Source organism: Parahaliea maris (assembly GCF_008064665.1).
Classification (GTDB): Bacteria; Pseudomonadota; Gammaproteobacteria; order Pseudomonadales; family Halieaceae; genus Parahaliea; species Parahaliea maris.
On sequence record NZ_VRZA01000003.1, the window covers coordinates 306,249 to 321,119 of the forward strand.

The 14,871-nt window shown below is 63.1% G+C and carries 13 protein-coding genes; 6 read left to right on the top strand and 7 right to left on the bottom strand.

Going from position 1 to position 14,871, the window contains the following annotated elements:
• Nucleotides 1-73: 73 nt before the first annotated feature.
• The 6 genes from FV139_RS09785 to FV139_RS09810 form a co-directional block, all read right to left on the bottom strand.
• Entirely contained in the window at nt 74-484 is a 411-nt protein-coding gene (locus FV139_RS09785) for a gamma-butyrobetaine hydroxylase-like domain-containing protein (RefSeq protein WP_148068252.1), read from the bottom strand.
• 33 nt (nt 485-517) lie between these two features.
• Nucleotides 518-1,846 (bottom strand): ATP-dependent protease ATPase subunit HslU, encoded by a 1,329-nt coding sequence (gene hslU, locus FV139_RS09790; RefSeq protein ID WP_148068253.1) that lies wholly within the window; start codon nt 1,844-1,846, stop codon nt 518-520.
• Between the two features lie 2 nt (nt 1,847-1,848).
• Nucleotides 1,849-2,388 carry an ATP-dependent protease subunit HslV gene (gene hslV, locus FV139_RS09795; RefSeq protein ID WP_148068254.1) on the bottom strand — a complete coding sequence of 180 codons (540 nt, stop codon included), beginning with the start codon at nt 2,386-2,388 and terminating at the stop codon, nt 1,849-1,851.
• Between the two features lie 507 nt (nt 2,389-2,895).
• On the bottom strand, nt 2,896-3,477 hold the full coding sequence (locus tag FV139_RS09800) for an SPOR domain-containing protein (protein WP_148068255.1): 582 nt from the start codon (nt 3,475-3,477) through the stop codon (nt 2,896-2,898).
• Nucleotides 3,478-5,163 (bottom strand): arginine--tRNA ligase, encoded by a 1,686-nt coding sequence (gene argS / locus FV139_RS09805; RefSeq protein WP_148068256.1) that lies wholly within the window; start codon nt 5,161-5,163, stop codon nt 3,478-3,480.
• A 120-nt stretch (nt 5,164-5,283) separates the two neighbouring features.
• Nucleotides 5,284-7,482 carry a primosomal protein N' gene (locus FV139_RS09810; protein WP_148068257.1) on the bottom strand — a complete coding sequence of 733 codons (2,199 nt, stop codon included), beginning with the start codon at nt 7,480-7,482 and terminating at the stop codon, nt 5,284-5,286.
• Nucleotides 7,483-7,697: 215 nt separating this feature from the next.
• On the opposite strand from FV139_RS09810, the gene rpmE reads away from it, so the two are divergent.
• Both rpmE and FV139_RS09820 read left to right on the top strand, forming a co-directional pair.
• On the top strand, nt 7,698-7,913 hold the full coding sequence (gene rpmE, locus FV139_RS09815) for a 50S ribosomal protein L31 (protein ID WP_148068258.1): 216 nt from the start codon (nt 7,698-7,700) through the stop codon (nt 7,911-7,913).
• Nucleotides 7,914-8,093: 180 nt separating this feature from the next.
• Nucleotides 8,094-9,344 carry a malic enzyme-like NAD(P)-binding protein gene (locus FV139_RS09820; protein WP_148068259.1) on the top strand — a complete coding sequence of 417 codons (1,251 nt, stop codon included), beginning with the start codon at nt 8,094-8,096 and terminating at the stop codon, nt 9,342-9,344.
• Between the two features lie 80 nt (nt 9,345-9,424).
• On the opposite strand, the gene FV139_RS09825 is transcribed toward FV139_RS09820, so the two are convergent.
• Nucleotides 9,425-11,875, bottom strand: a complete 2,451-nt coding sequence (locus FV139_RS09825; RefSeq protein ID WP_148068260.1) for a penicillin-binding protein 1A — start codon at nt 11,873-11,875, stop codon at nt 9,425-9,427.
• 211 nt (nt 11,876-12,086) lie between these two features.
• On the opposite strand from FV139_RS09825, the gene FV139_RS09830 reads away from it, so the two are divergent.
• The 4 genes from FV139_RS09830 to FV139_RS09845 are packed head-to-tail and all read left to right on the top strand — an operon-like array spanning nt 12,087 to nt 14,835.
• On the top strand, nt 12,087-13,115 hold the full coding sequence (locus tag FV139_RS09830; RefSeq protein ID WP_328592279.1) for a pilus assembly protein PilM: 1,029 nt from the start codon (nt 12,087-12,089) through the stop codon (nt 13,113-13,115).
• Nucleotides 13,115-13,681 carry a PilN domain-containing protein gene (locus tag FV139_RS09835; RefSeq protein ID WP_148068262.1) on the top strand — a complete coding sequence of 189 codons (567 nt, stop codon included), beginning with the start codon at nt 13,115-13,117 and terminating at the stop codon, nt 13,679-13,681. The genes FV139_RS09830 and FV139_RS09835 overlap by 1 nt, the downstream gene beginning before the upstream one ends.
• Nucleotides 13,682-13,684: 3 nt before the next feature.
• The gene (locus FV139_RS09840) at nt 13,685-14,305 is read left to right on the top strand and encodes a type IV pilus inner membrane component PilO (protein WP_148068263.1); all 621 of its coding nucleotides are present in this window, start codon (nt 13,685-13,687) and stop codon (nt 14,303-14,305) included.
• A complete protein-coding gene (locus tag FV139_RS09845) occupies nt 14,302-14,835 on the top strand; it encodes a pilus assembly protein PilP (RefSeq protein WP_148068264.1) in 534 nt (177 codons plus the stop codon). Before FV139_RS09840 ends, FV139_RS09845 begins: the two co-directional genes overlap by 4 nt.
• Nucleotides 14,836-14,871: the final 36 nt, after the last annotated feature.

Genomic DNA, 14,871 nt, shown 5'->3' on the forward strand with positions numbered 1-14,871 from the left:
TTGTAGCGCGATGTGAGATGGCAAGGCAGGGGCGTTGCCCCACCTGAAGCAGGCGGCTATGCGGCCCTGTGTATCAGGAGGGATCGAACTTCAGTACCTGCACCTCGGGGTCGCGGCTGCCGCCCTGCGCCTGCAACCGTTGCAGGTAATCCTCCCAGCGCGCGTCCTGCTCGGCGGCCAGTTGGTACAGGTAGTCCCAGCTGTAAAGGCCGGTGTCGTGGCCATCGTCGAAAATCAGCTGGATGGCGTAGTGTCCCACCGGTTTGACCCCGGTGATGTTCACCTTGAGCTTGCCGGTCTGCAGCACCTCCTGCCCCTCGCCGTGGCCGCGCACCTCCGCCGAGGGGGAGTACACCCGCAGGTACTCGCAGGGCAGGTGGTAGCTCTCGCCGTCACCGTAGACCAGTTCGAGGGTCCGTGAACGGCGGTGGAGTTTGACGTCCCGGGGGCGGGGCGCGGCCCCGCTGGCTGGGTCACTGCTCATGGGCGAATACCTTCAGGCTCGGCGCAACACTGGCTAGAGGATGAAGCGCGACAGGTCCTCGTCTTCCGACAGGGCCTGCAGTTGCTGGTTGACGTAGCCGGCGTCGATCACCAACTCGTCAGTGCCGAGGCCGGCGTCAGCGGCACTGTAGGAGGCCTCTTCCAGCAGGCGCTCCATCATCGTGTGCAGGCGACGGGCGCCGATGTTCTCGGTTTTCTCGTTCACCTGCCAGGCGGTTTCCGCGATGCGACGAATGCCGTCCTCGGTAAAGCGCAGCTGCATGCCTTCGGTTTGCAGCAAGGCCTGGTACTGCTCGGTCAGGGAGGCCTTGGGTTCGGTCAGGATGCGCTCGAAATCATCCGGGCCCAGGGCTTCCAGTTCCACCCGGATCGGCAGCCGGCCCTGCAGTTCCGGGATCAGGTCCGAGGGCTTGGCCAGGTGGAAGGCGCCGGAGGCGATGAACAGGATGTGGTCGGTCTTGATCATGCCGTGCTTGGTGCTTACGGTGGAGCCCTCGATCAGCGGCAGCAGGTCGCGCTGCACCCCTTCCCGGGAGACGTCCGCGCCGGCGCCCTCGGAGCGCTTGGCGACCTTGTCGAGCTCGTCGATAAACACGATGCCGTTCTGTTCGGCGGCCTCGATAGCCTTCTGCTTCAGGTCGTCCTCGTTCACCAGCTTGGCGGCTTCCTCGTCGGTGAGGGCCTCAAAGGCAGCCTTCACAGTCATGCGCCGGGTTTTGCTCTGCTGCTTCGACAGATTGGAGAACATGCTCTGGAGCTGGTTGGTCATCTCCTCCATGCCCGGAGGCGCCATGATCTCCACGCCGCCGGCGGGGCCGGTGAGCTGGACATCCACTTCCTTGTCGTCGAGCTCGCCTTCGCGCAGCTTCTTGCGCAGTAGCTGGCGGGTGCTGTTGGCGTCGGTTTCACTGCGCTGGGCATCGCGGGCCGGGGGCAGCAGAATGTCGAGCACGCGCTCTTCCGCCGCTTCCTGGGCGCGGAAACGCACGCGCTCCACGGCCTGTTCGCGGTACATCTTGATCGCCATGTCCACCAGGTCGCGGACAATGGATTCCACGTCGCGGCCCACGTAGCCCACCTCGGTGAACTTGGTGGCCTCCACCTTCACAAAAGGCGCGTTGGCGAGCTTGGCCAGGCGGCGGGCGATCTCGGTTTTACCGACCCCGGTGGGGCCGATCATGAGGATATTCTTCGGGGTAATCTCGGCGCGCAGGTCCTCCGCCAGTTGCATGCGGCGCCAGCGATTGCGCAGGGCGATGGCCACGGCGCGCTTGGCGTCCTGCTGGCCGACGATGTGGCGATCGAGTTCGGACACGATCTCCCGGGGTGTCATATTGGACATAGTCAGAAGTCCAGTTGTTCGATGGTCTGGTTGTGGTTGGTGTAAATGCAGATGTCGCCGGCGATGGAGAGCCCTTTCTGGACGATCTCGCGGGCGCTTAGCTCGGTGTTGTCGAGCAGGGCGCGGGCGGCGGACTGGGCGAAGGGGCCGCCGGAGCCGATGGCGATGAGGTTGTCCTCGGGCTCGATCACATCGCCGTTACCGGTGATGATGAGCGAGGTTTCCTTGTCGGCGACGGCCAGCAAAGCTTCCAGCTGGCGCAGGGAGCGCTCGGTGCGCCAGGCCTTGGCCAGCTCCACCGCGGCCCGCACCAGGTGGCCCTGGTGTTTGTCGAGCTGGGCTTCGAACAGCTCGAACAGGGTGAAGGCGTCGGCAGTGCCGCCGGCGAAGCCTGCGAGCACTTCATTCTTGTGCAGGCGCCGCACTTTGCGGGCGTTGCCTTTCATTACGGTGTTACCCATGGAGACCTGGCCGTCCCCGCCGATCACCACCGAGTTGCCCCGGCGGACGGAAAGGATGGTGGTTCCTCTGTACTGTTCCACTTTGGATCTCCTTTGTGCGTCGGGGGGATATGGGGGTGGGTTGGGGCATTTTCAAGCGGTGCAGCTTTTTGGCTTGGGTGGGGGCTTCAGGGCTGGATTCGGAGCCGTGAACCCGCGTGCACGGCACCCGGGGGCCTTCCGGGACACGCTGTGAATACGCACCCGATAAAGCGGGGTGGGCTCTCCATGTACGCTTCTATTCGGCGTCCTGCCTCATAGAGTCCCGGAAGGCCCCCGCGCGCCGTGCACGCTCCCTCTGAAGTATCCTCAGGCCCATTACGTTGTTGGGCAAAGCTTGGAATTGCGCACCGTTATAGGGTGTGAGCTGGGGGGATGCCTCTCCGGACCTTCAGCGGCCATGGATGGCCGCTGAGGAGCGCGACATGGATGTCATGCTTTCAGCGTGTCCGGGGAGGCATCCCCCCAGATCGCGCCCGGGCCTACGGAGTCCCGGACCAGGAGTCTTCTTGAACATCGCCGCCCAGTTCCGAGACAAATTGGAAAGCGTCAACCTTCGCGCTTCAACAAGAGGGTATCTATATCCTGACCAGCCGTAAGACTGCGGGCTTTCGCCATCTTGGAACGGGAGTCAAAAGGCCCGATAAACACCCGGAACCAGCGGCCGTTATCGCTGCTGGACTCCTCCACCCGTGGCTCCAGCCCCAGCAGGAGTAGTTCGGCCCGCCGCCGGTCCGCGTCTGCGCGCTGGCGGAAAGAGCCTGCCTGCAACAGGTAGATTTCCTTGCTGCTACTCGCCGTGGCGCGGGGTTGGGCCACTTCGGCCGGGTCCACATCCACGTCGATCGTCTGCTCGGGGAGCATCGTGTAGAAATCGAAACGCGGCTTGGGCGGGGTTTTGGCGGCGGGTTGAGTGCTCGCCACCGGCGCGGCCTCAGTACCTGCGTCGCCCGGTGCGGGAGGCAGGGTGACCAGATAGAGGGCAAGGGCCGCCCCCAGCCCGGTCAGTACGCCGGCGCCATACCAGCGCCAGACCCGCGGCCGTGCCGCTGTCTTGCTGCGACTCGCTGCCGGTTTGCGGGTGGCCGTCTTGCGGGTATTGCGCTTGCCGCTGGCGTAGTCCCGCGCCACCTACATGGACTCCGGTGCCGAGACGCCCAGCAGGTCCAGACCGTTGGCGATCACCTGCCGCACCGCCATCGACAGGGCCAGGCGGGCGTCGCGCAGGGCGGTATCGTCCACCAGCACCTTGTGGGCGTTGTAGTAGGTGTGGAAATCCCCGGCCAGCTCCCGCAGGTAGGTGGCCAGGTTGTGCGGCTCGCTGTTGCGGGCGGCATTGGCGACGACCTCGGGGTACTTGTCGAGCTGCTTGAGCAGGGCTGCCTCGTGCTCTTCGGTCAGCCGCTCCAGCTGGGCCAGGCCCTCGCTGGCCTGCCACTGTCCGCCGGCTTCCTCCAGTTTGCGCAGCACACTGCACACCCGGGCGTGGGCGTACTGGATGTAGTACACCGGGTTGTCATTGCTCTGGGACAGGGCGAGGTCGATGTCGAAGGTGATCTGGGAGCCAGGGCCCCGGGCTACCAGGAAGTAGCGGGTGGCGTCACGGCCCACTTCGTCGATCAGGTCGCGCAGGGTCACATAGCTGCCGGCGCGCTTGGACAGTTTTACCTCTTGCCCGCCGCGCATCACCATCACCATCTGGTGCAGCACGTACTCTGGCCAGCCTTCGGGGATACCCGCATCGAGGGCCTGCAGGCCGGCGCGGACCCGGGTGACGGTGCTGTGGTGGTCGGCACCCTGTTCATTGATGACGCGAGTGAAACCGCGTTGCCACTTGTTCTGGTGGTAGGCCACATCCGGCAGGAAGTAGGTGTAGCCACCCTCCCGCTTGCGCATGACCCGGTCCTTGTCATCGCCGAAGTCGGTGGTGCGCAGCCACAGGGCGCCGTCCTGCTCGTAGGTGTGACCCTTGGCAATAAGGTTCTCAACTGTCTGTTCGACGGCGCCGGAGTCGTACAGTGAGGACTCGAGGAAGTACACGTCGAAGTGCACGCCGAAGGCCTTCAGGTCGAGGTCCTGCTCCCGGCGCAGGTAGGCCACGGCGAAGTCGCGGATGGCGTTCAGGTCGTCGGCATCGGCCGCTCCGGTAACGTGGCGGTCCTCGGCGTCGATTTTCTCGGCGGCCATATAGGCAGCGGCGACGTCCTTTATATAGTCACCGCGGTAGCCATCCTCCGGCCAGCTGGCATCGTCGGGGCCGAGGCCCTTGCAGCGTGCCTGTACCGACAGGGCGAGGTTGCTGATCTGGGCGCCGGCGTCGTTGTAGTAGAACTCGCTGGAGACATCCCAACCGGTGGCGGCCAGCAGGCGGCACAGGCTGTCGCCCACGGCGGCGCCGCGGCCGTGGCCGACGTGCAGGGGGCCGGTGGGATTGGCGGAGACGAATTCCACCTGCACCTTGCGACCCTGGCCCTCGTCACTGCGGCCGAAGCTCTCACCTTGCTCCAGCACGCGCTGGACCACGGCCTGGCTGCTGGCCTGGGACAGGAAAAAGTTGATGAAGCCCGGTCCTGCCACCTCGGTGGACTGGACAAAGCCCGCATTGGGCAGGGCCTCGCAAATCAGCCCGGCCAGTTCTCGCGGGTTCTTGCCCGCCGCCTTGGCCAGGGTCAGGGCGATATTGCTCGCCAGGTCCCCGTGGCTCGGGTCGCGGGTGCGGTCGATCTGGATGTTGGGGGTGATGTCGGCGGGCAGCACGCCCTGTGCCTGCAGCGAATCCAGGGCCTGTTGGATCAGCGCGGAGAGTTCTTGCTTCATCGGGAAAGGAAAATAGCCTGCTTGGTCTGTGGGAAGGGCCGTGGTGATCGGCCATGACCGCCTATTATCGCTGTATCGGCGGGGCTTGGCCACCGTGATGGGGCTTTGGCTGTTTGCGCCTCAGCCCTCGGTGGGGTCGATGTCGATGGACCAGTTCAGGCCCCCCTTCCTCGGAAGGGCCTCCGCCAGCGCCACCAGGCGAGCGGCCGCGGCGCGAGCGGCGGGCCGCCCCTGGGCCAACAGCAACAACTGGCTGCGGTAGCGGCCCTGGCGCCTTGGTAGCGGGGAAGGCAGGGGGCCGACCAGGGTGCACTGGGGCACCGGTGCCGCTTCGAAATCGCGTCGCAGTGTTTGCAGGAAGGCCTCACCCGCCTCGCCATCGGCGGCATCGGTGCGCAGCATGACCATCTGGCCGCAGGGAGGGAGCCCGAGCTGGCGCCGCTGTGCCAGCAACTGCCGAGCCTGTTCGGCATAGTTCTGGTGCAGCATGGCCTGCAGCGCGGGGTGGTCCGGATGGTGGGTCTGGAGGATGACCTCCCCGGGGAGGTCGGCGCGCCCGGCCCGGCCTGCCACCTGGGTCAATAGCTGTGCCATGCGCTCCTCGCCGCGAAAGTCGGCGCTGAACAGCAATGCGTCGGCATCCAGCACCGCTACCAGGGTAACGGCGGGAAAGTGGTGCCCCTTGGTGAGCATCTGTGTGCCCAGCAGAATGCAGGGCTCTCCGCGATTGATTTCTTCCGCCAGGGTCTCCATGGCGTCCCGGCCGCGCATTGAATCGCTGTCCACCCGGTAAACCGGCCAGCCGCTGAAGCGCTGGCGCAGGTGAGTTTCCGCCTGCTCGGTACCCACGCCGCTGGTCAGTAATTGCCGGCCGTGGCATTCGGGACAGGTGGACGGCAAAGGGCGGCTGGCCTCGCAGTGGTGGCAGCGCAGGCGCCGCTGGCGCAGGTGTACTGTCAGGCGGGCATCGCAGGCCGCGCATTCGGCGAGCCAGCCGCAGTCGTGGCACTGCAGGCTGGGGGCGAAACCGCGGCGGTTGAGAAACAGCAGTACCTGCTGCCCCTGGTCCAGGGTCTGTTCCACGCGCGTGGCCAGGGCTTCCGACAGGCTGGCCTGAAGAGGCTGGTGACGTACGTCCAGGGCATTGATGCGGGGCAATTCGGCGCTGCCCGCCCGCCGGGGCAGGCGGTGGTGGTGGTAGCGGCCCTCGATGGCATTGTGCAGGCTTTCGAGGGAAGGGGTGGCGCTGCCCAGTACCACCGGGCAGGCGGCCAGTTGGGCGCGTTTCACCGCCACATCCCGGGCCGAGTAACGGAAGCCATCCTGCTGTTTATAGGAACCGTCGTGTTCCTCGTCGACCACGATCAGGCCCGGTCGTGCCAGTGGCGTGAACACCGCCGAGCGGGTACCGATCACAATGTGGGCGCGGCCTGCCGCGGCGGCCTCCCAGTCGCGGTAGCGCTGACCCTCGGCCAGGGCCGAGTGGAGTACGACGATCTCGGCATCGAAACGGGCGCGGAATCGGGCCAGAGTCTGGGGGCCGAGGCCGATTTCAGGGACCAGTACCAGGGCCTGTTGGCCCAGGGCCAGGCAGTCGGCGATCAGTTGCAGATAGACTTCTGTCTTGCCACTGCCGGTGACTCCCTCAAGCAGGTGGCAGGCAAAGCCGCCCCCGGGTGACAGTATTCCCTTCATGGCGGCTGCCTGATCCGGGTTGAGCTCAAGTCCCGGGTGACAGACGGGTGTGTAGCGGGCGGGGGCAAGCTGGCAGCGTTCCGCCAGCCCCTTGTCCGCCAGCGACCGCAGCACCGCAGCGCTGATGCCCGCCGCCTGCAGGTGGTCGGTGCTCACTGCATCCTCTTTCTGGAGGGCGGCCAGCGCCTGGGCCTGGCGCGGGGAGCGCGGCAGTGCGCCTGGGGGCAGGCCGAGTCCGCGGGGGGTGAGTCGCCAGGCCTTGATCGCCCCCGGTTGACGCGGCTTGCCCAGGCGCAGGTGGCGAGGCAGGGAGGCAGTGAATACCTCACCCAGTGGATGGTGATAGTAATCGGCCGCCCAGCGACACAGGGCGTGGATTTCAGGTGACACGGCAGCGGTCTCGCCGTCGAGTACAGCCAGGGCCGCTTTGAGCTGCCCGGTGGGAACGTCAGACTCTGTTTTTACCTTGACCAGAATCCCGAGGGCTTCCCGCTTGCCGAAGGGCACCCTGATGCGCTGGCCCGGTTTCAGTGCTGCAAGGTGTTCCGGCGTCAGTCCGTCAGGGGGCAGATAGTCAAAGAGTCGCCGCAGGGGAGTGGGTAGGGCCAGTTCGAGTATGGTCATTACGCCCCGGAGTCTGGTTTGGCGAGGTAATCGGGTCAGTGGCGCGGGATTGTAACAAATCCTCAGGCGGGCTTGCTTCCTGGCGATCCTCTGGTAAGATGCCCGCCTATTTTTTGACCGGCTGGCCATTTCGCCTGTGCGCAATGCCTGTCCGGAACCCAGGTACGGTGCCCGGCGAAAGATCGGGTGGCGGTACCGATATCCAGGAGAAAACCATGAAAGCTGATATCCATCCCAAGTATGAAGCGGTAACTGCGACCTGCAGCTGCGGCAACCAGATCCAGACCCGCTCCACCCTGTGCGAAGACTTCCACGTCGACGTCTGCTCCCAGTGTCACCCCTTCTTCACTGGCAAGCAGAAGATTGTTGACAGCGGCGGCCGTGTAGACCGCTTCAAGAAGCGTTTTGGCAGCCGCGGTACCAAGCGTTAATCTGCAGCCAACACACAGTCTCTCGAAAACGCCGGCCTTTGCCGGCGTTTTCTTTTTCCGGCCCCATACTTCCGTCTATAGTTAGTGCGTCAACCTGACATTTGTCGCCTTGTCGACAATTCACCTTTTCTATATTCTCGGGTGCCCCTGACGACCTGCCCCGAGACGCGGAACACCGCCATGACACACGACTTCCGACAAGCGGCGCTGGATTACCACGCCGAACCCACCCCCGGCAAGATCAGCGTCGAGCTGACCAAGCCCGCCGAAACCCAGCTTGACCTGTCACTGGCCTACAGCCCTGGCGTTGCCGAGCCCTGCCGGGAAATCGCCGAAGATGCCGAAGAGGCCTACCGTTACACCGGCAAAGGCAACCTGGTTGCCGTGATCAGTAATGGCACGGCGGTTCTCGGTCTCGGCAACCTCGGCGCCCTGGCCAGCAAGCCGGTGATGGAGGGCAAGGCGCTGCTGTTCAAGCGTTTCGCCGGCATCAACGCGGTGGATATCGAGGTGGACACCGAGAATGCCGCCGAATTCATCGATACCGTGGCCCGTATTGCCGACACCTTTGGCGGTATCAACCTGGAGGACATCAAGGCGCCGGAGTGCTTCGAGATCGAATCCACCCTGATCAGTCGCTGTGACATCCCGGTATTCCATGACGACCAGCACGGCACCGCCATCGTGACTGCGGCGGGCATGATTAACGCGCTGGAGATTCAGGGCAAAAAGCTGGAAGACGCGGTGATCACCTGCCTCGGTGCCGGTTCCGCCGCCATTGCCTGCATGCGCCTCCTGGTGAGTCTGGGTGCCCGCCGCGAGAACATCTACATGCTTGACCGCCGGGGTGTGATCTATGCCGGTCGCGAGGGCGTTAACGCCTTCAAGCGCGAGTTTGCCAACCGCACGGAAAAACGCAGCCTGTCCGACGCCATCGCCGGGGCAGATGTGTTTGTCGGCCTGTCCGGTGCCAACCTGCTGAGCGCCGAGATGCTGCGGTCCATGGCCGATCGTCCGGTCGTGTTCGCCTGTTCCAACCCGGATCCGGAAATTCAGCCGGAACTGGCCCTGCAGACCCGCGATGACCTGATCATTGCCACCGGGCGTTCGGACTATCCCAACCAGGTGAACAACGTGCTCGGCTTCCCCTTTATTTTTCGCGGCGCGCTGGATGTGCGTGCCAGCGCGATCAATGAAGAAATGAAGATGGCCGCGGTGCGGGCGCTGTGTGATCTGGCCAAGGAGCCGGTTGCACCGGAGGTACTGCGTGCCTGCGGCCTGGAGTCACTTTCCTTTGGCCCTGACTATATCATTCCCAAGCCAATGGATTCGCGACTGCTGACACGCCTTGCCCCTGCGGTGGCTCAGGCAGCGGTGGACACCGGCGTTGCCCGTCTTCCACTGCCCGCAGATTACTGCCCTTCGCTGTAAGGCTGGCGAGGCAACTCCGGCGCCGCCGGCCGGCGGCGCTTTCTTCGCAAGATATCCTGCCCTTCGCAAGATAACCCGTCTCAGAAAATATCCCGGACCAGGTCCTCGGTACCCCGTGTGCCGGGGAGAGTTTCGCTGCCCATGTCCGGCTCGGCGGGTACCCGCTCCTCGCGGAAATACTCAAACATGGCGCCGGCCTGGCCGGGTGTGGCCAGTTGCCCTGAATCCGGGTCTATCCGCACCCGCACGATACCGGGTGGTAGCTGGCGCGGTACATCGGGGCTGTCCCTGAGTGCCTCGCGCATGTAGTCGATCCAGATGGGCAGCGCAGCGGTACCGCCGAATTCCCGTCGCCCCAGCGGGGTGTACTGGTCAAAGCCTACCCAGGCGGTGGTGACTACGTCGCGATTGAAGCCCGAAAACCAGGCGTCCATCGGGCCATTGGTGGTTCCGGTCTTGCCGGCGAGATCCCGGCGCTCCAGCGCCAGGGCCTTGCGGCCGGTGCCCTGGGTGATCACGTCCTGGAGGATGCTGTTAATGATGAAATTGACCCGTTCGTCCATTACCCGTTCTGCCCGTGGCAGGGCCGCCTGCCCGGGCGTGTCCTGGGCCAGGATTTCCTCCATGCTGAGTTCCTCGGCACCGTCCCGTCCCGGGCTTTCGCTGCCGCAGTCGCGACAGACGGTAGGCGGCCGGGCTTCGAATATGGGGTTGCCGTTGAGGTCATCGATACGCTGGATGAGGTAGGGCTCGACCCGGTAGCCGCCGTTGGCCAGTACCGCATAGGCGGCGACGATCTGTAACGGGCTCGCAGTCTGGGTGCCCAGGGCCAGTGACAGGTTCGGGGTGAACTCGCTGGCGTCGAAGCCGAAGCGCCCGATGTAAGCCAGGAGTTTGTCGATTCCCAGTTGTTGCAGCAGGCGAATGGACACCAGGTTGCGCGACTTGGTCAGCGCCCAGCGCAGCCGGGTTGGTCCGTAGAACTTGCCGCTGTCATTCTCGGGCCGCCACATGCCTTCCAGCGAGCTGTCGTCCACCACGACCGGGGCATCGTTGACCAGGCTGGCGGCGGTAAAACCGTCGTCCAGGGCAGCGCTGTAGAGGAAGGGCTTGAAATTGGATCCCGGCTGGCGCTGGGCCTGGGTGGCTCGGTTGAACTTGCTGTCCTCGAAGCCCATGCCTCCGACCACACTGACGATGGCGCCGTTGTCCGGGTTCAGGGACACCAGTGCGGCCTGTACTGCGGGTACCTGGGCGAGGTGCCAGGTTTCACTGTCATCCTGTTTCACGCGAACCAGGTCGCCGATCGCCACGACCTCTTCGGGACGTTGCGGACTGCGCCCTCTGGAATTCTCCGTGAGATAGGGGCTGGCCTGTTTGAGGCCGTTGGCCCAGTGGATCTCGACACTGCGTTTGTCGCCCAGCAGGACGGTGATGCCGTCGTCATAAAGCGCCGTGACCACGGCGGCGCGCAGCCCTGCGACGGTGGGTGTGTCTCGCAGTGTGGCAATCCAGGTGTCCTGCATTGCGGTGATGGCTTCCGGGGTATTCACTGTGGGCGGCAACTGGCGCTCGGGGCCGCGGTAGCCATGGCGCTTGTCGTAGGTGATCAGGCCGTTAATGACAGCCTGCTGGGCGACCTGCTGCAGTTCCGAGCTGATCGTGGTGTAGACCTGGAAGCCGTCGTTGTAGGCGGCGATGCCGTAGCGGTCGAGCATTTCCTGGCGCGCCATCTCGGCGGCGTAGTGGGCGGCAAAGCTCAGTTGGGCACCGTGATGGGCCGCGCTGATTGGCTCGTGAACGGCGCCGCTATAGGTTTCCGGGCTGATATAGCCCAGCTGCTGCATACGTCCGAGAATCCAGTTGCGGCGCTCCAGGCCGGCATCCGGGCCACTGATGGGGTTGTTGCGTGAAGGGGCCTTGGGGATCCCCGCCAGCATGGCGTGTTGGGCCAGGCTCAGTTCGGTAATACCCTTGCCGTAGTAGACGTGGGACGCCGCCTCGAAGCCGTAGGCGCGATGGCCCAGAAACACGCGGTTGAAATAGAGCTCGAAAATTTCCTCTTTATTAAGGCGCCGCTCGATTTCGATGGCCAGCAGAATTTCATTGAACTTGCGCAGGAATGTACGCTCGAGGGTAAGGAAATAGTTGCGCGCCACCTGCATGGTGAGGGTGCTGCCGCCGGAGCCTTTTTCACCCGTCAGTACCAGTTCCGATACCGCCCGCATCAGGCCCATCAGGTCGATGCCCTGGTGATGGAAAAAGTTATCGTCTTCGGCGGCCAGCAGGGCGTTGATAAATTGCTGGGGGATCTCGTCGAAAGGCAGGGGGCTGCGCTTCTGCTCACCAAACTGGCCGATCAGATCACCTTCCCGTGTATAGACCCGCATCGGCGTCTGCAATTTGACGTCGCGCAGGGTTTCTACGTCAGGCAGTTTCGGGCTCAGATAAAGGTATACGCCGGCGAGTATCCACACGCCTCCGAGGGATGACAGCGTGATCGCGCGCAAGAAAAAGCGGAGGAAGTCCATTTATCCCTTTACAAAACAGTGGCTTGTATTACTGTAACCAGAACAGGGGGAGAGCCCTTTGGTAATTATAAGCTTTTTTTGGCTTTTGATTACACAAGGGGCTATGTTATACCTAGAATTTAATGTATCGGTGCATAAAAAATAGCTAAGTTAATGATACTGATAGGAAAATAAATTGTTCGGTATTTTGGGGAAGAGAAAGGCAACACCGGTGCTGGGGCTCGACATCAGTTCGACCACCGTGAAGTTGCTGGAGCTTAGCTACTCGGGCGGTCGCTACCGCGTAGAGAGCTACGCGGTGAGTTCGTTGCCGCAGGACGCGGTGATCGAAAAGAACGTCAACGACATCGATGGCGTGGCCAACGCCATCCGCGGCGTTGTCGCGCAGTCCCGCACCAAGCTAAAGACGGTCGCGGCGGCAGTGGCGGGTTCATCGGTCATCACCAAGGTGATTGACATGCCAGATGGCCTGTCAGACGACGACATGGAAACCCAGCTGACGCTGGAAGCCGATCAGTACATTCCCTACCCACTCGACGAAGTGGCAATCGACTTTGAGGTCCAGGGGCCGTCCCCCGACCGCGCCAACCAGGTCGAGGTGTTGCTGGCGGCCTGCCGCCGCGAAACCATTGACTCGCGGGTCGATGCCGTCGAGGGCGCGGATCTTACTGCCAGGATCATGGACGTCGAGGCCTACGCCATGGAGCGAGCCTACTCGATGATTCGCGGCAGCCTGGACCTCGACGAGGACAGCACGGTCGCCATTGTCGACATCGGCGCGACCATGACCACCCTCAGCGTGTTGAATCGCGGCCATACCATCTATACCCGCGAACAGCTGTTCGGTGGCAAGCAGCTCACCGACGAGATCATGCGCCGCTACGGTTTGCCCCTGGAGGAAGCCGGCCTGGCCAAGAAGCAGGGCGGACTCCCCGACGATTACGAGCCGGAGGTACTCGAGCCGTTCAAGGAAGCTGTCGTGCAGCAGGTGGCGCGCTCACTGCAGTTCTTCTTCTCTTCAAGTCAGTACAACGATGTGGATTACATCATTCTCGCAGGGGGCGTGGCCTCGATGGAGGGCCTGGCAGACGTGGTGCAGGACAAACTGGGCACCCCCGCTGCCGTGGCCAACCCCTTCGCAGATATGAGTATTTCCTCACGGGTCAATGCAGTGGCGCTCGGCAGCGACGCGCCGGCAATGATGATTGCCTGCGGGCTGGCTCTACGGAGTTTTGACTGATGGCGCAGATTAACCTCCTGCCATGGCGCGACGAACGTCGCCAGGAGCAGAAAAAAGAATTCCTGACTATCCTGGCTGTCGTCTTTGTGGTGGCGGTGGGGCTGGTCCTGCTGGCCGATCGCTACGTGAACGGCCAGATCGAATACCAGCAGTCCCGCAATAACTACCTGACCCAGAATATCCGCGAACTGGACAAGAAAATTGCCGAGATCAAGGAACTGCAGCGCCGGCGCAACCAGCTGCTGGATCGCATGCGGGTGATTCAGGAGCTGCAGGGTAACCGGCCGATCATTGTCAGGATTCTGGATCAGCTGGTGCGCACGGTACCGGACGGCGTGTTCTACACCAGCCTGCAGACCAAGGACAAAACAATTTCGATTTCCGGGGTGGCGGAATCCAACAACCGGGTGTCCAGTCTGATGCGCCGGCTGGATGCATCCGACTGGCTGGCGGACCCGAACCTGGACCGGGTCAACGCCGCAGCCCAGTACGGCGACCAGGCCACCACTTTCAACCTGACGGTGAAAGTGCAGCTCCCGAAAGCAGAAGAAGAATCAGGAGGCTAGGTCGTGGCATTTGAAGACAGCATGCGCTCGCTCCGCGAGTTTGACCTCGGCGACCTGGATTTCGACAACATCGGTTCCTGGCCCGGTATTATCAAGTTTATTCTCTGCGCCCTGCTGCTGACTGGCGTGGTGGTGGGGGGGTACTACTACCATATCGAGGATTTGCGCCTCCAGCTCGACGGCGAGAAAGCCAAAGAGGTTCAGCTCAAGCAGGAGTATGAGAAGAAGGCCTTCCAGGTGGCAAACCTGGATGCCTATCGCAAGCAGATGGTCGAAATGGAGGAAACCTTCGGTGCCCTGGTAGCGCAATTGCCCAGTGATACCGAGGTGCCCGGGTTGTTGGAAGACATTACCAACAAGGGGCTGTTGAACGGACTCGAGATTGCCAGCATCGACCTGCAGAAAGAACAGGCACGAGAGTTTTACGTCGAATTACCCATCTCCATTCAGGCGACCGGTTCTTACCACGATCTCGGTGCCTTTATCAGTGGCATGGCGGGTCTGCCGCGGATTGTGACCCTGCATGACTTCAATATCAGGGCGACGGGGCCGAATACCAACCGACTCAGCCTGGGAATCATCGCCAAGACCTACCGCTACAAGGATGGGGAGGGCGGCAAATGAACGGGCTGAAGATGCGTTATATTGCCCTGTCCTTACCCGTGCTGTTGTTGGCGGGTTGTGGGGGTAACGACTTTTCCGACCTCGATGCCTTTATGGCGGAGAAGCGGGCGCGCCCCGGTGGCGTGATTGCACCGATACCGACCTTCAAGGCCTATGAGGCCTTTGCCTACAGCGCGACGGCGTTGCGCAGCCCCTTCGATCGACCGATCGAGGTGCGCGAGCTGGAGCAGCTGCAGGCGATCAGTGCCGTGAAGCCGGATGAGAGCCGGCCGAAGGAATTCCTCGAACAGTTTACCTTTGACTCCCTGCAGATGGTGGGGACGCTGGAGCGGGGCGGCACGGAATGGAGCCTGGTCAGGGATCCGGAAGGCGGGATACACCGGGTAACGCTGGGTAATTATTTGGGGCGCAACCATGGCAAGGTGGTCGAGATGACCGACACCTATGTCGCGGTGGTAGAAATCGTCAGCGATGGTACTGAAGACGGCTGGGTGGAAAGGCCGCGGACCATCGAGATGAGCGGCATCTAGCTGCGGATGAATGCCATGTTGAGAATAACAGAGACG

Excerpts from the sequence above, each read along its gene's own strand:
- FV139_RS09785 (WP_148068252.1), bottom strand. The coding sequence starts at position 484 with ATGAGCAGTGACCCAGCCAGCGGGGCCGCGCCCCGCCCCCGGGACGTC.
- hslU (WP_148068253.1), bottom strand. The coding sequence starts at position 1,846 with ATGTCCAATATGACACCCCGGGAGATCGTGTCCGAACTCGATCGCCAC.
- argS (WP_148068256.1), bottom strand. The coding sequence starts at position 5,163 with ATGAAGCAAGAACTCTCCGCGCTGATCCAACAGGCCCTGGATTCGCTG.
- FV139_RS09810 (WP_148068257.1), bottom strand. The coding sequence starts at position 7,482 with ATGACCATACTCGAACTGGCCCTACCCACTCCCCTGCGGCGACTCTTT.
- rpmE (WP_148068258.1), top strand. The coding sequence starts at position 7,698 with ATGAAAGCTGATATCCATCCCAAGTATGAAGCGGTAACTGCGACCTGC.
- FV139_RS09820 (WP_148068259.1), top strand. The coding sequence starts at position 8,094 with ATGACACACGACTTCCGACAAGCGGCGCTGGATTACCACGCCGAACCC.
- FV139_RS09825 (WP_148068260.1), bottom strand. The coding sequence starts at position 11,875 with ATGGACTTCCTCCGCTTTTTCTTGCGCGCGATCACGCTGTCATCCCTC.
- FV139_RS09835 (WP_148068262.1), top strand. The coding sequence starts at position 13,115 with ATGGCGCAGATTAACCTCCTGCCATGGCGCGACGAACGTCGCCAGGAG.
- FV139_RS09845 (WP_148068264.1), top strand. The coding sequence starts at position 14,302 with ATGAACGGGCTGAAGATGCGTTATATTGCCCTGTCCTTACCCGTGCTG.